A 21,191-nucleotide genomic window follows, 5' to 3' on the forward strand; every position below is an offset into this window, starting at 1 on the left:
ATTCTAACTGCCCTATTCCCACTTTTGAAGCGAGAGGTCTACAAAACAATGATGATAAAACTTTTTAGTTGACTTTAGAGAATAAAAGGGTTTATCCTTTTAATTAGTTATCTGAGGAGAAGAACTTCCTCCAGTTACTTGGATCAGTATGAGGGGTTCTTTAAAGTATTGTCTTTAAATATTAGTAAATTGTAAGTGCCTATGGCCTTAGATCAAGAGCTGGTTGCTCAGATTGACAAATATAAAGCGATTTTACAGAAAGATCCCAACTCCAAGGAGTTTTTGAATCTGGCGGAGCTTTATCGAAGGTTAGGGGTTGCCGAAGAGGCCCATAGGGTTCTTCGGGAGGGGCTTAAAAGGCATCCGAATTTCGTGGAAGCCAGGGTCGCTTTGGCCCGATTGTTATTGACCCAGGGAGATACGGCCAAGGCAGCCCAGGAGTTTGAGACGGTCGTTCGCCAGGATCCGGGAAATTTCCTGTCCTATAAGTTGCTGGGTGAAATTGCCATGCAGAAAAACGACCTGGAGAAGGCGGCAGAACGATTTGGAGCTGCTTATAAAATCAAGCCCGATGATCAGGAATGCAAAGTCATGCTAGATTATATAGGAAGCCTCCTGGGTCGAAATGTTTTCCCTCAGATAGCAACTTCCACAACCCCAACTAAGGAAAAAACTCCCCCACGAGAAAGCCCTAAACCTGCAGAAAAGACAACTCCCAGTAAACCACCTCCTCCACCTTCTAAACCCCAGAAGAAACCCATTGTGGAAGAGTTTGAGGAGTTGGATGAGCTGGGTATGGCCGAAGAAGCCCCGGTAATAGAAAAGTCCAAAGCTTCGGTGAAACCGGAAAAAGAAGCCCCTGAAATTACAGAAGAGTTGGAAGAGGCTGAAATCCTTGAAGAGGTGGAAGGGGTTGACGTGGAAGAGCTGGAAGAGTTTGAACCTGCTGAAGCAGAGGAGGGGTTCGACGAAATAACCGTTGGGGAGGAGCAAGAGGATTTTGAGTTTGAAGAATCTGAGCTTGAGACGGTGAGTTCCGATGAGGGTTTCGGTGAAGAGATGGAACCCCCTGAGGAAACTGAAGAAGGTGTAGCTGCTTCTGTTTCTGATCAAATAAAGGGATCGGGTAAGAAGGTTGCTGAAGAGGATATCGTCGCCGAGATCTTCCAGGACTTATCCGAAAGCGAGTATACGCAAAGGGACGAAACAGATGAAGAAATTTCTGTCCCGGAAGGAGAGGATTTGGCCGAAACTCTGGGCTTGTTCAAAGAAGAATTGGATACCGAAGAAACTTCAGAAGTTGGTGAGATAGAAGAATTTGAAGAGGCAGAAGTATCGGAGCAGGCAGATTTCGAAGAGGAGATCGGAGTGATCGATGAGGTAGAAGAAGGGGAAGAGAGGGAAGAAATAGGTATCACCGAGGACCTGGAAGAAGTCGAACCTTTAGAAGAGGTAGAAGTTGAATCTTCTGGGGAATTGCAGGAAGAGGAAGAGACCTCTTCCATATTTAAGGACTTTGGGATCAGCCCGGAAGAGCAAGGGGAGTCCGTAACCTTGGAAGAGGGAGAGGGAGATGTATTTAAAGATTTTGATTTTGATGCCTTCGAAAAAGAGTTAATGGCGGAAAAAAGTGCTGCCAAACCCGCGTCGGCCAGGAAGTCTGAAATCGAAGAAGACACCCTAGAATCCTTTTCTGAAGAAGAGGAAATTGCCCGGGAAGAAGAGATTGAATCGACGGAGTTAGAAAAAGTGTTTGCAACCGATACAGAAGAAGAAAAGCCCGTCAGGAACTCCTTGAAGGGTTCCGGTACCGAAGAAATTCCGTCGGCTCCCCTGGCAGATCAGTATATAAAGCAAAATCTTTTAGAGAAAGCCATTCATATTTACAGGACTTTATTGAAAACCTCTCCCGGCAATAAAACCATTCGACAACGTCTCGAAGAAACTCTGGCCCTTAAATCCTACTTGGAAGAAGAGAGTTAAAAGTGCCTAATATCCTGGTTATTCATGGACCTAATCTCAATATGCTGGGGATCAGGGAGCCCGGCATCTATGGAAGCGAAACCCTTGAAGTGATTAATGATCAAATCCGTCGCCATGCGACTTCTAAGGGTCTTTCCCTTCAAATTATCCAATCAAATCATGAAGGGGAAATTGTTGAGGCCATACAAAAAGCTTATCCTGCGGTAGATGTAATTATTCTTAATGCAGGGGCTTATACCCACACAAGCCTGGCCATTCGAGATGCAATTTCTGCGGTTAAAATTCCTGTTATAGAAGTTCACCTCTCGAATATCTACAGTCGTGAAGAATTTCGTCACAAATCCATGATATCACCGGTAGCCGTTGGGCAAATAAGCGGCTTCGGTTCCTATAGCTATATACTCGGTATTGAAGCGGCGGCTGAACTGATCAAGCGTAAAACATAACTATACGGCTTGTTCACTACTTAGGTTGTTTACCACATCAATCGACACGATTAACCTACTATGAATCTGGATAAGTTGCGTAAAATCTTAGAGATAGTAGATAAGATGAATCTAGCCGAGATTGAGCTGGAAATGGAGGATTTAAAACTTAAGCTTAAGAAACCTGCCGGTTTATCGCCTTTACCGCCCTTGCCGACCCCCTCCATTTCTTCTACGCTATCCCCCGTAGGACAGCCTGCTTTCCCTGTAGCAGCTCCGGCAGGTTTGCAAACTCCGGTAGAACCTCCGGCGGAAAAAATTAAAATCGAGAGCAGGGATAAGCTTGTTACGGTTCGATCCCCGATTATTGGAACCTTTTATCGATCTCCTTCTCCCGACGCAGACCCCTATGTCAAGGTAGGAGATATGGTATCTAAAGGACAGGTTCTTTGCATCGTAGAAGCCATGAAGATCATGAACGAGATCGAAAGTGAATACGATGGAAGGATCATATCCATCCTGGTTGAGAATGAACAACCTGTGGAGTATGATCAGGAGCTTTTTTTGATCGAACCAAAATAAATACTCAGCCCTCAGTACTTATTTACAATTCCATGATAAGGAGCGAGATCATGGGACGTTTCTCAATGCGTTTTGAGAAAAATTTGGTCAACCGGCTACGAATCCTGGCCTCGATTTCAGGGACTTCGAGTTTTAGTTCCGGGTTCATTTCCTGAATTTCTTTGATAATAAGTTGTTTGGCTTCTTCAATGAGTTCGGTGGATTCCTTGACGAACATAAAACCGCGGGAAGCGATTTCCGGCCCTGTAATGATTTTACCATCTTCCTTACTTAAAACCAGACCTATGATAACAATTCCCTCATCGGCCAACCGCTGCCGATCCCGGAGCAGAATATCACTGGCGGCTCCTATACCTTTTCCATCGACAAATACCCGTCCTGTATGAACTTTTCCGGCAATGGTGGCCGTCTCTTTGGTTATCCGAATGACGTCCCCATTTTCTGCCAATAAGATACGATCGGGGGGAATTCCCACGCTTTCGGCCAGTTGGGCATGCCAGGCGAGGTGGCGATATTCCCCGTGGACCGGGACGAAATATTTGGGACGAACCAGGTTGATCATGAGCTTTAACTCTTCCTGGGAGGCATGTCCTGAAACATGGGTATTTGAGGCTTCTCCGTATAAAACGTCCACCTGCTTTCTAAAAAGGTGATTGACGACCCTGGCAATAGACCTTTCATTACCCGGAATGATGCGGGCCGAAATAATTACGGTATCTCCCGGTTGTAATTTAAATTGTTTGTACTCATCTACGGCCATTCGGGATAAGGCGGACATAGGCTCGCCCTGACTTCCCGTGGTAAGGATCACCACCCCATTGGGGGGATAATGATCAATTTCATGAAATTTAATCAGTGTTCCTTTTGGAATATGCAGGTATCCGAGTTCCAGGGCGATATTCACATTTGTAATCATGCTTTTACCACTAATAATGACCTTTTTATTGAGGCGATGGGCGATATCGATGATATGTTGAATGCGATGAATATGAGAGGCAAAGCAGGCGATGATAATACGTTTTTTGGCGTTCTGGAAGATATTTCCCAGGGCATCTCCTACCACCTTTTCCGAAGGTGTATAGCCCTTACGTCCTGCGTTGGTGCTATCCGATAATAAGAGAAGAACCCCCTCTGCGCCATATAAAGCAAACCGATGAAACTGGGTAGATTCTCCATACATAGGGGTTTGATCTAGTTTGAAATCCCCGGTATGAATGATGGGCCCAATGGGGGTCTGGATGGCAAGTCCTACGCCCCCGACAATACTGTGGGTAATCCCAATAAGCTCCACCTGAAAGTGTTCTGTTTTAAAACTTTCCCCGGCCTCCAAGGGGATTAATTGCGCTTTTTTGGAAAGCTTATACTCCCGGAGTTTAGAGTCAACCAATCCGATGGTTAAGGGGGTTCCGTATACGGGAACCTCTATACTTCTTAATAAGAAAGGAAGTGCACCGATATGATCCTCATGTCCATGGGTTAAAACAACGGCTTTGACTCGCTCTTTGTTCTCCAGAAGGTAAGTCATATCCGGAATGACCAGATCGATACCGTGCATATCTTCTTCAGGGAACATGAGCCCTGCATCGATCACGATGATCTCATTCCGATGTTGCAGGAGCATCATATTTAGTCCGATTTCTCCCAGACCTCCCAGCGGAATTATAGAGACGGTCGATTCATCTCCTTGTAGTAACTGAATACTATTAAGCTCTAACATGTATAGGGTCTCCGTATTCAAATTCCTTTCTCTGTTCTACTAGATAGTTACTGAGAAGGACGAATTTTTCAACGGATAAAGCTTCTGCTCGGAGGTGAGGTGAAATATGGAGTTCCTCTAAAGCCTTATCCAGTAAAAGGGGTGAATAAATCAGATTAAGATGCGACTTGAGAGTATTCCGGAGGGTCTTTCTCCTTTGGGAAAACGCCTGCTTAATTAACTTAAGAAGATGGTTTAGATCTTTAACTTTAAATCTCGGCTCATCCAATACGGTAAATTTAAGGACTGCCGAATCCACTTCAGGAGGTGGATTAAAGGCTTCCGGGGGGACCGTAAAACAGAATTTAACTTCACTCCATAACTGACATACGATGGATAAATATCCATACGCTTTTCCTCCCGGTTGGGCTATTACTCGTTCGGCCACCTCTTTCTGAAACATAAGGGTCATGGTGGAAAAAAAGGTTCTATTCTCCAAAAGATGAAGAAGAATAGGAGTAGCCACATAGTAGGGAAGGTTGGCTATGACTTTTACCTTTTTTTGAAGTCCCAATTTTTCATAGTCCATCTTGAGGGCATCTGCCTGGATGATTCGAACGTGGGGTACATCGGCGAAGATAGTTTTTAAATGTTGGTAAAGTGATTCATCCAACTCGATGGCTATTAAGTGGGATACTATTTTCGATAAAGGTTTCGTTAAGGCCCCCAAACCGGGACCTATCTCAAGAACAGTATCTTCGGGATGAACTTCGGAGGTTTGGATAATTTTTTGGATCACCCAGGGGTTGACCAAAAAGTGTTGTCCCAATCGTTTTCTCATTATTTAAGCTCGCTGACTAACCAGGGACTTTTAAAAAGCTTATCCTGGCATTGAGCTTCATATTTTTTGAGAACCCAGGTTCTTTTTTCATTTGGATTGTTCTTTTCTTGAAGCTCAACAAAGGCATTTCTTTTTACAGAAGAAAATATACATTTCGGATTTGTAGATAAATCCTGGAGATGCGCCGGGTTTTTAAAATAGAGCGGGAGATCTTTAAAAATTTTTTCTACTTCTTCGAGTTGTTTCTTCATAGAAGGTAAATCGACATTTAACTGGGCCATCTCAGCTTTTAACCGTTCCACGGGAGAGCGGGTCGGATCCTCGAGATCTGTGGCCAATTCGTATTGTTGTTCTAGTTCGGCTATTTTTTTTCTGAGTTCCTCGATCTGAGGATTATATTGATTCTCCAGATTATTGATATATTTCTGCTGTTCAATCTGTGCCGCTTTAAGGTCATCCTCATTCCTGGAGATTTGATCTAGCAATTTTTTCTCTTTTTGAACATTGGTCGTATAAAGAGATTTACCAAAAGGATCGGTTCGATCTATATTTTCCCTTTGGATCTGGATAGCTTTGGCCAGATCTTCGCGTAAAGCCTTCCCTTTCTCCTGGAAGGCCGCGACCTTTGCAAGACTTTCTTTCTTCTTACTCTCAAATTCAAGGAGTAGATCCCGGAGGTCTGCCCTTGCTTTTTCTAAAGAATCTTTAAGGATCTTTGAAGGGACTTTATTGGACTCATACTGTTTAATCTGAGCAGCTTTTAAGTTAAGTTGTTCTTCTATAGATCGGATGGTTTGTTGAAGTTCTGCCTTTCTCTGGATAAGGCTTCCCAGATTTTGCTGATCATAGGGGTTATCTATTTGCAACAGCTTACCTTCCTCTATTTTTGGAAAGTTGGGCGTGGTAGCTATCAACTTAAGAATTTCGTGATCCTCATATTTGGCAGCCGCCAAACCCAGATGGACGATTTCTTCTGGACCGGGTTCCTCTTGGGCGATAAGCTGAGAATATTGTTTTAAAAGTTTTTCATGGTTGGACGGCAAAATAACTTTAGCCAGTACCCCTAAACCCAAAAGTCCGACCAAGACCATCAAACCTTGAACCAGGATATTTTTTCGTTTTGCCAATTTCTTCTGTAAATCGGAACCAGGGCCTTTTTCGGTCAGGGCATCCAAAGCTTTTTCTAGATCAGAGAAATCTTCCGTTATTGAGCCTGGTACTGAAGGGTTTCTGATGGTTTTACCCGGTTCCTGGATGAGAGTTTTACCTGGCTCTTTTGAAGGGGTCACAGCATGGGTTGAGACTTTAGTTTTATCCCGTAGGGGTTGAACCTGAATTTTTTTCAATTCTTTCTCAACCTCTGGATCCTGGGGATCCAGCCTTCGACCACAAATATAACAGGTATCCCTTCCCAACTTAAGACTTTGGATACAACACAAAGTCAGGGGTTGCCTTCTGGCTGTTCCTGTATCGGGAGTATCCTTCATAAGGGGCGGTTCTTTAGCTACGGGGTCCAGGGAAGTCTTGCGGAGGTCGAGTTCTTCCCCGGAAGAAATTCGGGGGGTCTCATCTTCAGAACGATCCATGTAAGTTTTGGTTGTCATTTCCATGGTTTGAGTAGTTAGAGGTACATCTTTATCAGGTCCTTCCAGGGGTTGGGTAGAGGATATCTCCTCATCCTTTGACGGGGAAGATTTATTCTCTTCTAGAGTTAACGGTCCCAAATTAAGATCCACCAGGGTTTCTTGAGGTTGAGTCAGCTCAAAATTTAGTTGGTCTAAAGAAGGTATATTTTCAGTTTTAGGTTCTCGACGATCCTTAGATTCTACTTTTTCTACAGATTCAGATGTTGAATTCTCCGGGGGTATAAGAAGCGCGTCTAAATCCATATCCAATTCAAAATGATTTTTGGTTTCCTGATCTGGTTTAAATAAAGTTCCACACTGGCTACATCGGATTGCCTTTTTCTGGTCAGCTTCACTTGCTTTTATAACCTGTGAGGCGTTACAACTTGGGCAATTGATTGTCATAACTAAGGCTCCTCAATAAGAAGATGGTTTTATTATAAGGTTTTAAATATAGATAAATGTGATTGACAATTCCCGGTGAATTAATTATATAACATTTCCATATTGTAATACTTTACGCAGTGATACAAAATTCATACCGGCGACTCAGGAAATAAAGCGGCCATTTATATAGTTTGGTCTGGGTTAATATCTTAATAATACTAAGTGTAACAGGGTTTATTCTATTTGCAATCATTTTTTTAAATGCAGAAGATGACTTTATATTCCCAGGGGGAAGAGGATCGAAGTTTTAAACAGAAAAGAGGAAGATATCCAGACGGTGGCTACAGATTTCTGATACTGGATATGGAATTCCTGAGAAGAGCCTAAACTAAAGTTTTCAATCCATTTTTTAAACGTATGCTTAGATTAACCCTTAGTCGTAAGATCATGATTTCTCTGGATGGAACTATAGAGGTTCCAGGTGAGGAAGGTAAAGGTACTGTTTTACAGTATTTCTTCCGGTCGTATGGAAGAAAGGAGGCCAAGCCATATGCAGTATCAGAAAATACTTGTTGTTGATGACGAAGAGAGTATTCGGTATATGCTAAAGATGGCTCTTGAGGAGGCAGGTTATGAAGTGGAATTAGCTTCAGACGGTATTACCGCACTGGCAAAGTTAACAGAGAGTGTTTTTGATTGTGTCATCAGTGATGTGCGAATGCCTGAGATGAGCGGACTCGAACTTTTAAAGGCCATTCAAGAGGTTCGTCCCGATCTTACCGTCATTGTGATGTCTGCCTTTGGGAGTTTAGATACCGCCATTGAGGCCATGAAGCTGGGAGCTTACGACTATGTCTCTAAGCCTTTTAAACAGGATGAAATCCTTTTAACTTTAAAAAAAGCCGAGGAGCGGGAACGACTTCGGAAGGAAAATCTTTTGCTTCGCCGCGAGGTTGAGAAAAAATATAGTTTTGACAATATCATCGGAAAAAGTACCAAGATGCAGGAAATCTTTCGGAGAATAGAAAAGATCGCAGAGTATAAGAGTACGGTTTTAATTACTGGCGAGAGTGGAACCGGAAAAGAACTGGTTGCCAAGGCCATCCATTATAGTAGTCCCAGACGGGATCTTCCTTTTATCGCAGTAAATTGCGGAGCGATTCCTGGAGAGTTGTTGGAAAGCGAGCTCTTCGGTCATGTAAAAGGTGCCTTTACAGGAGCTATAGCGGCTAAGAAAGGTCTTTTTACAGAGGCGGATAAAGGAACCATTTTTTTAGACGAAATTGGAGACCTTCCCCTCAATTTACAGGTCAAGCTTTTACGGGTCTTGCAAGAAGGAGAAATTCGCCGGGTGGGGGATACAAGAACGTTTCAAGTCGATGTGCGGGTTATTGCGGCTACGGCTAAAGATTTATTAGAAGAGGTGCAAAAAGGTAATTTTCGTGAAGACCTGTACTATCGGCTTAACGTAGTTCCTTTTTATCTTCCCCCATTACGGGAGCGCCGAGAAGATATACCTTTGCTGGTCTGGCATTTCCTCAGGAAATACAGTGCAGAAACCGGCAAAGAGATCAAAGAGATAACCCCAGATGCTATGAATGCCCTGGTAGCATACGAATGGAAGGGCAACGTTAGAGAGCTGGAGAATGTTATCGAACGGGCTGTTGTAATGTCTGAAGGGCAGATTATCACAACAGAGTATCTTCCGGAGGGATTGGTTAAAAGCGCCTCGGATATCATCCTAAAAATTCCGGAATCTCGGATCTCGATCAAGACAACGGTTAAAGAGCTTGTGGAGATGGCCGAAAAGGAGCTCATTGCCCGGGCATTGGCGAAGACAGGCAATAACCGTACCCGTGCAGCAGAACTTCTGGAGATCAGTCACCGGGCGTTGATGTATAAGCTAAAGGAATATCACCTGTAGAAGTCAAAACTGGCATTGTTCTTAACCTTTAGACTTCTACAAAGGACTTGACAATTTTAGGTTACGATTAAAATTACTCTTATCAAGAGGGTTATACTTCTCCCTGTAATTTAATCGTAATTTGATATTGTCAATATAAACAGGAGGAGAACAATGATAGATCTACAAGAATTATTAGGAACTGAAGCCAAGGATCTTTTAGAGTATAAATGTAAAGGTATTCCTAAAGAGCTCCTTCATATCCCAGGACCCGATTTTGTAGATAGGGTTGTAGCTCTCAGTGATAGGCCTGCTCCCGTTCTGAGAAATCTTCAAACTGTGTTTGATCATGGAAGGCTCGCCCATACGGGTTATCTTTCTATTCTTCCCGTTGATCAGGGTATTGAACACTCGGGTGGAAGTGCCTTTGCCCCTAATCCTATTTATTTTGATCCCGAAAATATTATGAAGCTGGCTATCGAAGGTGGATGTAATGCCGTAGCTTCTACCTTGGGGGTGATGGGGGCAGTGGCCAGGAAATATGCCCATAAAATTCCCTTTATCCTCAAGATAAATCACAATGAATTATTGACCTATCCCAATAAGTACGATCAGATTCTTTTTGCCAGTGTAGAGCAAGCCTTCGATATGGGGGCCGTAGCCGTTGGGGCCACGGTTTATTTCGGTTCTGAAGAATCGAGCCGACAAATTCAGGAAGTTAGAGAAGCTTTTGAATATGCCCATAGTCTGGGTATGTTTACAGTATTATGGGCTTATTTGCGAAATAGTGCTTTTAAAACCAAAGAAGCCGATTATCATGTTTCAGCGGATTTAACCGGTCAGGCCAATCATCTATCGGTTACCCTGGAGGCAGATATTGTAAAACAAAAGCAGGCCGAAAATAATGGAGGATTTAAGGCCCTTAACTTTGGAAAAACCCATGAAAAAGTCTATACCGAGCTCACCACCAATCATCCCATTGATTTAACACGGTATCAGGTGGCCAATTGCTATATGGGTAGAGCCGGATTGATCAACTCCGGGGGCGAATCAGGTAAAAACGATCTGGCTCAGGCGGTGAGAACTGCGATTATCAACAAAAGAGCCGGTGGAATGGGGCTCATTTCCGGACGAAAGGCTTTCCAGAAGCCTATGGAAGAGGGGGTTAAGCTCCTCAACGCTATTCAGGATGTTTATTTGAATAAGGATATTACCATAGCTTAGTACTCTATCTTAGAGTGGCCACTCCCGGTGAAGTAATGCCATTAAGTTAAAAATGGAAGAAGACGCTCCACCCTTTCCCTTCCCCTGCAGTAGCAGAGGAAGGGACTGGGAAGGAGACCTTAACTTAACCTCATGGCTCGACGGGAAGGTTAGGTAGGGCGAAGGAACGCTTCGCCCTACACGTCTTTAGATAGAAGAATAACCTTACAATGACTGAAGAGAATTCCCTTAGAAAACGGTTAGACGAAGAAATAAAAGCTGCCATGAAAGCTCAAAATAAAACGCGACTTTCGGCGCTTCGATCTATTAAATCGGCTGTTAGAAACAAGGAAATCGACCTCCACAAAGAATTATCCGATGTAGAAATCCAGGACGTCGTTGCCACCCTGGTTAAACAACGCAAAGATTCCATTGAGCAATTTTCTAAAGGAGGTCGTGGAGATCTGGTTGCGCAAGAAACCGGTGAACTGAATGTACTTTTAGAATTTCTTCCTCAACAATTAACCGAAGCAGAAGTAGAAGCTATCGTTGATAAAGCCCTTGCTGAGTTGGGTGCTTCTTCTATAAAGGATCTGGGCAAAGTCATGAAACATGTGATGTCCCGGGTAGCCGGTCGAGCGGAGGGCAGGATGGTAAATGAGATTGTGAGAAGAAAGTTAGGCTGAAGGGATAACAGGGTGAAATGACCTTTCACCGCCAACATCACCCTATAAGCCTCTTTAAATCTCGACCTATTCTTTAGCTTATTGCACACACACTCCCTTCATTTCAGATATCACAGCATCGAGATAAACCCAATCAGGTTTCCCGGCCGGGATCATTTCCAGCACCACCAACCATTACCTGTATCTGGACCGGTCTGTTTTGACAGAATTAATCGGGTTGACAGAATGATTCTAGGGTAGTAAGCTGTGATAGATTGAAAGAGTCTTTAAAATCGATTTAATTTGATCCTAAAGAGGAAGATTCGCAGATGGCTTTCACAGTTCAAGAGTATTTAGATTTGGTACGGCTCCTAGCCGAGCATCCAGAATGGCGCTCGGAGTTACGGCGTTTGCTTTTGTCTGAAGAGCTACTGGAGCTACCGCAGATTGTACGAGAGCTGGCTGAGGCTCAGCGGCGGGCTGAGGGGCGATTGGAGCGACTGGAGGCTACTGTGGCCGAGTTAGCCGAGGCCCAACGACGGACCGAGGAGCGATTGGAAGCCTTAGCCGAGGCCCAACGACAGACCGAGGAGCAGCTAAGAGAGCTGATTGAGGCCCAGCGTCAGGCAGAAAGGAGGTTAGAGAAGCTGGAGTCTACTACTAAAACTTTGGTTGACAGGGTTGGTGATATCGCAGGGCGTTCCTTGGAAGCAGCCTATCGTGAAAAGGCTATGGCTTATTTTGGCCCTTTTCTACGAAAACCTAGAGTAATTGCGTTCCACACTTTGGAAGAGGTACTGGAAACCCAACTATCGTCCGAAGAGTTTAAGGACCTGTTGCAACTCGACCTATTGGTTAAGGGTAAACCTCGCTCTTATCCCCATATATCCGAGGTATTATTGGCTGTAGAAATCTCTACCGTTGTGGATCAAAAAGATTTGGATCGCGCTCAGCGGCGAGCTGCTCTGCTCCGTCGAGCTGGCTATCAGGTAATTCCTGTAGTGGCTGGAGAACAGATTACTCCCGAAGCAGAAGATGAAGCCCGCCTTCATAAGATAGCCGTGCTGCAGGATGGAAGAATTTCCTTCTGGGATGAAGCCCTACAGACCTGGATAACTCCCTGAGGACAGAACGAGGAGGAAACTTTAATGGCTTTTACTATTCAAGAGCACTCAGATTTAGAAAGCTCTTGAGTGGGCATCTGCAGTGGCGTTCAGAATCAGGTCAATTACTTCTATGTTTTCCTATAACCTTGTACTAAGCCTTATAAATCCCCCGAAGTTCATTAACCCTCCTTCAAGTGGTCCTGCACAAAACAAGAACTACGAATTTGCTTGTAATATCCTTCATAAATTTTTTTACCTTTTAAGTATTCTAAGTATTAAAAACCGAGACTATCTCTACGATCAAAAAATTCGCTGTATAACTCTATTTACCTATAGATAGGCGACTTTGTAAATATTTTCTGTCGAAAAATAAGAATTTTGAGGTTATATTAAATAAGTTGAATGACCTGTTGGTGTTAGGACTTGCAAGTTTAAAAGTTTGAAATTATGATCCAAAGTTTTTTATCAGATGCCCAGACATTTCGAGCCCTCGAATTCGATAAAGTTAAAAGTTACCTCGAAAATTTTGTAACTTCAGAGTTGGGAAGATCCTGGATACAGGCCCTGGAACCTTCCTCGGATAAGGGAGTCATAGAAACCCGGCTTACTGAGACCAGCGAGGTTAAGGAAATTCGATCCCTACACGGTCCCCTTCCCTTGGAAGGGCTGGAAGATATACGAGAATCCTTGTATAAAGTCAAAGTAGAGGGGTCCCTGCTGACTCCCTTGGAACTCCTGGGAATTTGTCGGGCCCTGGAGGTTGGAAAGCGGACCAAGAGGTTTATTACAAGATTAACGACCCCCTATCCTCATCTCCTTAAAAAAGTCGAGCAGATTCACGTTCTGGAAAATCTTGAACAGATTATTCGGAGGGCCATTAACGATCAGGGGGAAATATTGGATAGTGCCAGCTTAAAACTCAAAAAGATCCGTCAAGATCTAAGGCTGACCCGGGATCGGATTCAGAATTCCCTCAAAGATCTATTTAAACGGAGCGATCTGCAAAAAATCATCCAGGAACCCCTTATAACCATCCGAAATAACCGGTATGTGATTCCGGTTAAGACCGGGTTTCAAAGTAAACTTCGCGGCATCATCCAGGATCAATCCCTGAGTGGAGCTACCGTCTTTCTGGAACCTATAGAGATAGTAGAACTGAACAATCGGCTCATCACTCTGGATGCCGAGGAACGGGAAGAAATTTATAAAATTCTCTTAGAACTTTCCACCAAAGTTCGAGAACATCTGGAAGCCATCCAAATAACGACCGATATCCTGGGAGAGATTGACTTTATCCAGGCCAAAGCACGATTAAGTGAGAAATGGAAAGGAACTCAACCCAGGATCTGTGAAGATAAATGTATCAGTCTGATCCAGGCCAGACATCCGTTATTGTTGATTCAACATGAGGGGGAAGAGCATAAGGTTGTTCCCATCGATGTTCGGATAGAAAACGAGATTAATATGCTCTTAATCACGGGTCCTAACACCGGAGGTAAGACGGTATCCCTCAAAACGATTGGACTCCTTATTCTGATGACACAGGCAGGCCTTCATATTCCGGCGGATATCCACAGCGAACTTCCTTTATTTCAGAAGGTATTCGCAGATATCGGGGATCTACAAAGTATAGAGCAAAATCTGAGTACGTTTTCTTCCCATATCAGTCGAATAGTGCATATTCTAAGTCATGCCGATGCGCGAACTCTGGTTTTGTTGGATGAATTAGGGGCCGGGACCGATCCAGCAGAAGGAGCTGCTTTGGGCATCGCTATTCTGGAATACCTGGACCAGATTGGAGCTAAAGTGGTGGTAACCTCCCATCACGATTCCTTAAAAACCTTTGCTTATACCCATCCGCGAGCTTTAAACGCCAGTGTCGAATTTGATATCAACACCCTATCCCCCACTTATCGGTTGTTGTTTGGGTTGCCTGGAAAAAGCAATGCTTTTATCATTGCCTCTCGATTGGGTTTACCGGAGAATATCGTTCAAAGAGCCCGAAGCTTGATGGGTTCTGAATTTATTCGGCTTGAAAAGTTGATCCAGAAACTTACGACGGATAGTGAGTTTATTGAAAAAGCCCGGGAAGAGGCGGAGCAAAGCTACGCTCTGGCAAAACAAGCCCAGGAGAAATGGTTTACAACCGTCCAAACCCTTGAACGAGAACGTCAGGATATTTTAAATCGAGCCACCACGGAGGCTAAAGAAATCGTTGACGCAGCCCGTAGGAAAGCAAAATATATTCTGACTCAAATGCAGACGGTAGAAGAACGGCAAGCGGTTAAACTCCTGGAAACCTTGAAGCAGGATTCCCAAAAACTAAAAAATCGCATTCAGCAGTCCTCGAAAGTTTTGCAAAATATTTCCCCATCCGGGGAGCTTCATATTGGTCAGTTCGTTCAAATCCCTTCCTTAAATCAGAAAGGTACAATTCTTGGATTAAATAAAGATAAAAAGACGGCAGAAGTTCAGGTGGGTTCGGTTAAATTACAGATTTCTACTTCCCAATTGGTTCCCCTGAGCAAGCCGATCTCTCCTCCGGTAGAAGAGGTTCAGCCTACCCTGGGAATAGAACCTGTTAAAGATGAAATAGTCCGGGGAGAAATCACGTTAGCCGGAAAGCCGGTAGCTACTGCTTTAGAAGAACTGGATAAGTTTTTAGACGAAGCCGTTTTAGCCGGCTTGTCCAGTGTAGCTGTCATTCATGGCATTGGGACCGGTAAGCTAAAAGCGGCCGTTGAAAAAATGCTATCAACCCATCCCCATGTGGCGGCCTATAATACAGCCGAACATTATGGGGGGATAACCCTCGTTAAGTTGAAGTAATTTCAAGAAGTACCGAAAACTAAAATTCAGAAGGGAATGTGAAGGTGATCCTCACGTGAGTTCTTTTCGACTTCTGGTTCCCGATCTCTAAAGCCATGAAAATCCTGGTTGATGCCGATGCCTGTCCGGTCAAAGACATTATTCTGGATCTGGCTAAGCAACGAAATCTGAAAGTTATCTGGGTGGTTTCCCTCAACCACTATTCCCGAAGAGAGGATCCTGTCCAGGTTGTGGTGGTTGATGCGCTTCCTCAAGCGGTAGATATAGCCCTTATCAATCGGGTTGAACCCATGGATATCGTTGTGACACAGGATTACGGTCTTGCGGCTTTGGTTCTGGGTAAAAAAGGAAAGGCCATTTCTCCAGCCGGATATATTTTTACCGAGAGGACCATGGATTCGTTGCTGGAGAAAAGGCATCTACGGGCTACGGCCAGACGAGCCGGTTTTAAAATAAAAGGACCCAGGAAACGGGATCTAAAAGATGATCAACGATTCCGGAGGAATTTAATTAACCTGTTAGATGGAGAGTAAATCTTATATTCCCGAAAATCTTATCGAGGAAATCCGTCAGCGAGCCTCTATTGTAGAAGTCCTTTCCGAGTATGTACCCCTTAAAAAGGTGGGGGGGAATTATAAGGGGCTCTGCCCTTTCCATCCTGAGAAAACCCCGTCTTTTACTGTTAATCCGCAAAAAGGGATTTTTCACTGCTTTGGTTGTGGCGTTGGGGGAAATGTTTTCTCCTTCCTCATGAAACATAAGCAGTACACTTTTCCTGAAGCCGTCGAATTACTGGCTAAAAAAACCGGCGTACGCTTACCTCCTGGTAGGGACCTGACGCGCCATGCTCCTACTACCGATACGAAGGCCCTGGAGTTTCAGGAGAAACTTTATACCCTTCATAGAGAAGTGGCTTATCACTTTCATCATTATCTGGTGGGTTCCCAAGAAGGGATAGTGGCCCGTGAATATTTAAAGAAGCGAGGATTGGACGAGAACGTTATAAAAAGTTTTCTCCTGGGCTATGCCCCTCCGGGATGGGATCGACTCCGCCGGAAATTCTCCGAATATTCTGATGAAGTTCTCTTAGCAGCCGGCCTGGTTATTCAGCGAGAGAAAGGAGGAGGTTACTATGATCGATTTCGTCAGCGTTTGATGATACCTATTTGCGATGATAAAGGTCGTGTGATTGCCTTTGGGGGACGTGCCCTTGGAGAAGAGGAACCTAAGTATTTAAATTCTCCGGAAACCCTCCTCTTCAGCAAGCGCAATACCTTATTTGGATTACATCTTTCCAAGGAAGAGATACGACGAGAAGGCTCTGCCATCCTGGTAGAAGGATACTTCGATTTCATAATGCCCTTTAGTCGGGGGATCAAAAATGTGGTGGCTACCCTGGGAACTTCTCTAACTGCCGAGCATTTGAGGCTGCTACGTCCTTATACCCAGAAGGTATATCTGGTATTTGATCCTGACGTGGCCGGGGTTAAAGCGGTTCAGAGAACCTTAGATTTATTTCTGAGCTCGGATATTCGAGCCTCTGTGGTTTCCCTTCCAGGAGGACGTGATCCCGATGTAGCCGTCCGGGAACTGGGTGTAGAGGGTTTTAAGGATTGCCTGAAAAGTGCTAAACCTTTGGTGGATTTTGTGATCGATCAAATAGTGGCCCGGTGGGATATAACGATTTTGGATAATCAAATTGCCTGTGTGAACGAAATTCTTCCTATTTTGAGTAAAATTTCCCATGAAGTGGAACGGATCGAATATCTTAAATTGGCTGCCACTAAGATCCAGATCTCAGATCAGGCCTTGCTGGAGGAACTGAAAAAAATTTCCTTTTCCCGTTCGGAAACTCCTAAAATTACCTCTAAAAAACGAAGAGCCCCTTCCCGGGAGGAATATCTGGTGGCCGCACTTCTTTGGAAACCGGATCTTATCGTTACTTTTAAAGATCAGTTAGATCCTGCTTATTTTACAGATCCCGTTTTGAAGAAAGTAATTTCGGAGGTCCTTGCCTTAGAGGATTATCCTTCCTCCCTTCAATCCAAAGCCCTGGATCTTCTGGATCGAGAAGAGGACCGGAATTATCTTTCCAGCCTTTTCGTGAAGTTAAATCGGTCTTTTACAGATGAAAACGTCCAGATCATCGTTTCTGATTGCCTTAAACGTTTGAAAGAGTTTCAGCTTCGAAGTAGTTGGCCGGCTCTAACCCGACAGATGTTAGATACCTATCAGAAAAAGGCTATCGAAGAAACCATTTTGTTGCTCGAAAAGAAACGTGAGATTGTTAGGAAAACCAAGGAAATATTTTCAAAAGAGTGAGACTACCTCTTGCAAATTAAAGATTTAGAGCTTATATTACGGTATATTTATTCCCCCCGGTAAGCGTAATCCCTCATAAACAGGAGGAAAACGTGCTATGACTAAAGATGTACCCCTTGACGAGATAAAGCGACAGTTGATAAATCTTGGCAAGGAAAAAGGGTTTTTAACCTTCGAAGAAATTAATGATATTCTTCCCGCCGAAATTGTATCATCTGAGCAAATAGATGATATTCTGATCCTCTTAGAGAAATTTGACATCGATATCGTCGATGATCGACACCCTCGAGAACCGAAGTCCAACGGCATGGGTAAGAAGACCCGGGTGGTTGGCAAGATTGTAACCTCGGAGAATGTAGGTAAAACCGATGATCCGGTACGTATGTATCTCAGGGAAATGGGAGCGGTTCCTTTATTAACTCGAGAGGGTGAAGTTGAGATTGCCAAAAGAATCGAGAGCGGTCGAAAGGAAGTTCTTAAAGTGGTTACCGAGACCCGGATAGCGGTTAGGGAGATTTTAGCTTTAGCCAAGCGTTACATGGCCAATCGAATTAAAATCCGGGAGATTATTCAGGTTAGCGAGGGAGACGAACTGCAGGAGAATCGGATTGAGCAACTGGCAGAAAATTTTGTAGAATTGGCCAATCAGTTGAAAAAACATGAGAAAGAAATGACCCGGATTGAAGGCTTATTGATGGCCGGTGATTTGGATCCGGCTAAAAAGAAAGAGCTGGAAATGGCTAAAAAGGAGCAGTTGGCCAAAGCTGCCGAAGTGATGCAGCAGATGAATCTGCATCCCATGCAAATTAACCGAATCGTTAAGAAAATAGAAGTACTCGTGGATCGTATTGAAAAAGGCGAAAGTGAAATCAAAGCCTGTGAAGAACAGGCTAAGATGAGCGTAAGTGAATTAAAGAAATACGCCCGCAAGTTGAGAAAGAGTAATGAAGCCGAACGAAAAGAATTGGAAAGGCAGACCAGCCTCTCTCTGGAGATGGTCGAAGAGCTTGAGCGGGTGATCCGTAATGGAAGAAGAAAAATTCGACGAGCGGAATTAGAAGCCTGTATGTCGGCAGCTAAGCTGAAACGTGCCCTCCAAAAAATTAGAACCGGAGAATTTAAGGCCGAAAGTGCTAAAAGTGAGCTTATTAAAGCCAATTTACGTTTGGTCGTCAGTATTGCTAAGAAATATACAAACCGTGGATTACAATTTCTGGATCTCATCCAGGAGGGGAATATCGGCTTGATGAAAGCCGTAGATAAGTTCGAATACCGCCGGGGTTACAAGTTTAGTACCTATGCAACCTGGTGGATTCGTCAGGCTATTACCCGATCTATTGCTGATCAGGCCAGAACAATCCGAATTCCGGTTCATATGATCGAAACCATCAATAAGCTCATTAAAACTTCTCGATATTTAGTTCAAGAACTGGGACGAAAACCGACTTCTGCAGAGATCGCCGAAAAGGTCGGGCTTCCGGTAGAGAAAGTTCGTAAGGTTATGAAAATAGCTCAGGAACCTATCTCTTTGGAAACACCCATCGGTAAGGAAGAGGATAGTCACCTGGGAGATCTCATCGAGGATAAAGGGGTCATAGCCCCATCGGATGCAGTGGTAAGCATGGACCTCAAAGAGCAAACTCGCCAGGTATTAAGCACCTTAACCTACCGCGAGGAAAAAGTGCTGCGTATGAGATTTGGAATTGGAGAAAGTGGGGAACATACCCTGGAAGAAGTAGGCCAGGATTTCAATGTAACCCGAGAACGTATCCGCCAAATCGAAGCAAAAGCACTCCGAAAACTCCGCCATCCTACCCGAAGCCGAAAGTTAAGAGCTTTTCTGGATAGAACTTAGAATAAACTACCTGGTACAACGCTTAACATAAGTATATTTCTTAGATTTAAAAGGGCCGTTAGCTCAGCCTGGTAGAGCAGCGGACTCATAATCCGTAGGTCGAAGGTTCGAATCCTTCACGGCCCATAACCATTGATCCCTCTCATTTAAACCCTCCCCTACCCTTTTAAACTACCCAGATGGGAAACTCCGGACCAAAGCGTGGATTTCTATCAGTTGTCGCAAGAGTCCTGGAAGTTCTGCCAGTTTGAAGGCTGTGGCTGCATCGGATAAAGCCTCATGGGGTTCTGGATGGACTTCCATAAAAAGGGCTTCACATCCAAGGGCCGTCGCAGCCCGGGCAAGGTGGGGAATAAATTCCCGCTGTCCCCCAGAACTGGATCCGGCTCCACCTGGGAGCTGAACACTGTGGGTGGCATCGAAAATAACCGGATAACCGAACTTCTGCAGGATGGGAATAGATCTCATATCTACCACCAGATTGTTATAGCCGAAGGAAGTTCCCCGCTCCGTCAATAAAATTTTTCGATTCCCTGCAAATTCTATTTTTTTGACCACATGTTCCATATCCCAAGGAGCCAAAAACTGACCTTTCTTTACGTTTACGACCCGCCCACTTTCGGCTGCTGCCAAAACCAGATCCGTCTGCCGACATAAAAAAGCAGGAATTTGAATAACATCCAAAACCTCTTTCGCTACCTCTACCTGATTCGTCTCATGGACATCCGACAAAACCGGTATCTTAAATTTATCTTTGACAGCCTGAAGCACTTCAAGCCCTCGAATTAATCCAGGACCTCTGAATGAATGGATCGAGGTTCGATTGGCCTTATCATAAGAGGCTTTAAAAATCAAAGGAATTCTCAAATCCGACGTGATTTCCTTGAGCTTCTCGGCTACTCGTAAAGTATGCTCGGGACTTTCTATCACACAAGGACCGGCTATAAGAACCAGAGGATTCCCACCACCTATTTTTATCGGACCTACCCTGACTTCTTGACTGAGGTTCATCATGGATTCTCTCCTTTCCTTATAAAGGACTAAATGACTTATCTTAAAAAAGAATTTTTAAAAGGGGTTTAAATAGGGTTCCAAACCATTTGCCATTTACCTTAGAGTATTTAAATAATCCCAGCTACCCATATAACGTCTCAAAACCCTGGCAACCTCAAACAAAGGAAGTCCAACAATATTGGAGTAAGAGCCTTTGATAGACTCTACCAGAACAGCACCCATTCCTTGAATACCATAAGCTCCAGCCTTATCTAGAGGTTCTCCTGTTTCAACGTACCGGGTAATCAGATCCTCCGAAAGCACTCCAAAGGTTACATCGCTCGTGACCTCTAAAGATTCCTGAATTCCTCGCTCTACACAACGGAAGGCAACACCTGTAATAACCTGATGGGTGCGCCCACTTAATTGCCGTAACATTTCGGCAGCTTTTTCAGGGGAGTCGGGTTTACCTAAGATATTCCCGTCTAAATAAACAATCGTATCTGCTGCAATAATAAGGGCCTCAGGTCGGATTTGTGCCACTGCTGTAGCTTTCCGTTCAGCAAGTATTCTGACGGCTTCTCCAGGTGGTAAGGTTATTTCAAAGTCTTCCGATATATAACTCGGAATGACCTCAAACTTCACCCCGATTTGCCGGAGGAGCTCTTGACGTCTTGGGGAGGCAGATGCGAGAATAATATTCAGATCCTTCATCTAAGAGAAATATAATCCACAAAGGCTACCAAGAAAACTCAGAAAATATAAAAACCGTGTAG

At 44.1% G+C, this 21,191-nt stretch carries 16 protein-coding genes and 1 tRNA gene; 12 read left to right on the forward strand and 5 right to left on the reverse strand.

Features of this window, described 5'->3' with window-relative positions; all coding sequences use genetic code 11:
- The first annotated feature begins 201 nt into the window (after positions 1-201).
- The 3 genes from VNM22_16220 to accB are packed head-to-tail and all read left to right on the forward strand — an operon-like array spanning position 202 to position 2,990.
- On the forward strand, positions 202-1,983 hold the full coding sequence (locus VNM22_16220; GenBank protein HWP48703.1) for a tetratricopeptide repeat protein: 1,782 nt from the start codon (positions 202-204) through the stop codon (positions 1,981-1,983).
- Positions 1,984-1,985: 2 nt separating this feature from the next.
- Positions 1,986-2,429, forward strand: a complete 444-nt coding sequence (gene aroQ, locus VNM22_16225) for a type II 3-dehydroquinate dehydratase (GenBank protein HWP48704.1) — start codon at positions 1,986-1,988, stop codon at positions 2,427-2,429.
- Positions 2,430-2,489: 60 nt separating this feature from the next.
- On the forward strand, positions 2,490-2,990 hold the full coding sequence (gene accB / locus VNM22_16230) for an acetyl-CoA carboxylase biotin carboxyl carrier protein (GenBank protein HWP48705.1): 501 nt from the start codon (positions 2,490-2,492) through the stop codon (positions 2,988-2,990).
- 22 nt (positions 2,991-3,012) lie between these two features.
- Here accB and VNM22_16235 read toward each other — a convergent pair whose 3' ends face one another.
- From VNM22_16235 to VNM22_16245, 3 genes are read right to left on the reverse strand one after another with little or no spacing between them, the layout of a single operon-like run.
- On the reverse strand, positions 3,013-4,707 hold the full coding sequence (locus VNM22_16235; GenBank protein HWP48706.1) for a ribonuclease J: 1,695 nt from the start codon (positions 4,705-4,707) through the stop codon (positions 3,013-3,015).
- Positions 4,694-5,527, reverse strand: a complete 834-nt coding sequence (rsmA, locus tag VNM22_16240) for a 16S rRNA (adenine(1518)-N(6)/adenine(1519)-N(6))-dimethyltransferase RsmA (protein HWP48707.1) — start codon at positions 5,525-5,527, stop codon at positions 4,694-4,696. The genes VNM22_16235 and rsmA overlap by 14 nt, the downstream gene beginning before the upstream one ends.
- Positions 5,527-7,557 carry an MJ0042-type zinc finger domain-containing protein gene (locus tag VNM22_16245; GenBank protein HWP48708.1) on the reverse strand — a complete coding sequence of 677 codons (2,031 nt, stop codon included), beginning with the start codon at positions 7,555-7,557 and terminating at the stop codon, positions 5,527-5,529. Before VNM22_16245 ends, rsmA begins: the two co-directional genes overlap by 1 nt.
- 532 nt (positions 7,558-8,089) lie before the next feature.
- On the opposite strand from VNM22_16245, the gene VNM22_16250 reads away from it, so the two are divergent.
- The 9 genes from VNM22_16250 (at position 8,090) to VNM22_16290 (ending at position 19,548) form a co-directional block, all read left to right on the forward strand.
- Positions 8,090-9,463, forward strand: a complete 1,374-nt coding sequence (locus tag VNM22_16250; GenBank protein ID HWP48709.1) for a sigma-54 dependent transcriptional regulator — start codon at positions 8,090-8,092, stop codon at positions 9,461-9,463.
- A 153-nt stretch (positions 9,464-9,616) separates the two neighbouring features.
- Positions 9,617-10,666, forward strand: coding sequence for a class I fructose-bisphosphate aldolase (locus VNM22_16255; protein HWP48710.1), 1,050 nt, complete (start codon positions 9,617-9,619; stop codon positions 10,664-10,666).
- A 209-nt stretch (positions 10,667-10,875) separates the two neighbouring features.
- The gene (locus tag VNM22_16260; protein HWP48711.1) at positions 10,876-11,331 is read left to right on the forward strand and encodes a GatB/YqeY domain-containing protein; all 456 of its coding nucleotides are present in this window, start codon (positions 10,876-10,878) and stop codon (positions 11,329-11,331) included.
- A gap of 308 nt (positions 11,332-11,639) precedes the next feature.
- A complete protein-coding gene (locus VNM22_16265) occupies positions 11,640-12,434 on the forward strand; it encodes a hypothetical protein (protein ID HWP48712.1) in 795 nt (264 codons plus the stop codon).
- A 429-nt stretch (positions 12,435-12,863) separates the two neighbouring features.
- The gene (locus VNM22_16270; GenBank protein HWP48713.1) at positions 12,864-15,245 is read left to right on the forward strand and encodes an endonuclease MutS2; all 2,382 of its coding nucleotides are present in this window, start codon (positions 12,864-12,866) and stop codon (positions 15,243-15,245) included.
- Between the two features lie 95 nt (positions 15,246-15,340).
- Positions 15,341-15,778 (forward strand): YaiI/YqxD family protein, encoded by a 438-nt coding sequence (locus tag VNM22_16275; protein ID HWP48714.1) that lies wholly within the window; start codon positions 15,341-15,343, stop codon positions 15,776-15,778.
- Positions 15,768-17,567, forward strand: coding sequence for a DNA primase (gene dnaG, locus VNM22_16280; GenBank protein HWP48715.1), 1,800 nt, complete (start codon positions 15,768-15,770; stop codon positions 17,565-17,567). Before VNM22_16275 ends, dnaG begins: the two co-directional genes overlap by 11 nt.
- 97 nt (positions 17,568-17,664) lie before the next feature.
- Positions 17,665-19,422, forward strand: a complete 1,758-nt coding sequence (gene rpoD / locus VNM22_16285; GenBank protein HWP48716.1) for an RNA polymerase sigma factor RpoD — start codon at positions 17,665-17,667, stop codon at positions 19,420-19,422.
- 52 nt (positions 19,423-19,474) lie between these two features.
- Positions 19,475-19,548: transfer RNA gene (locus tag VNM22_16290), tRNA-Ile, on the forward strand.
- 45 nt (positions 19,549-19,593) lie between these two features.
- On the opposite strand, the gene kdsA is transcribed toward VNM22_16290, so the two are convergent.
- Complete coding sequence (gene kdsA / locus VNM22_16295) at positions 19,594-20,436, reverse strand: 3-deoxy-8-phosphooctulonate synthase (protein HWP48717.1); 843 nt, start codon at positions 20,434-20,436, stop codon at positions 19,594-19,596.
- A 93-nt stretch (positions 20,437-20,529) separates the two neighbouring features.
- The gene (locus VNM22_16300; protein HWP48718.1) at positions 20,530-21,129 is read right to left on the reverse strand and encodes a Maf family protein; all 600 of its coding nucleotides are present in this window, start codon (positions 21,127-21,129) and stop codon (positions 20,530-20,532) included.
- Between the last annotated feature and the right edge of the window lie 62 nt (positions 21,130-21,191).

The organism is Candidatus Limnocylindrales bacterium, assembly GCA_035559535.1.
Lineage (GTDB): Bacteria > Moduliflexota > Moduliflexia > Moduliflexales > JAUQPW01 > JAUQPW01.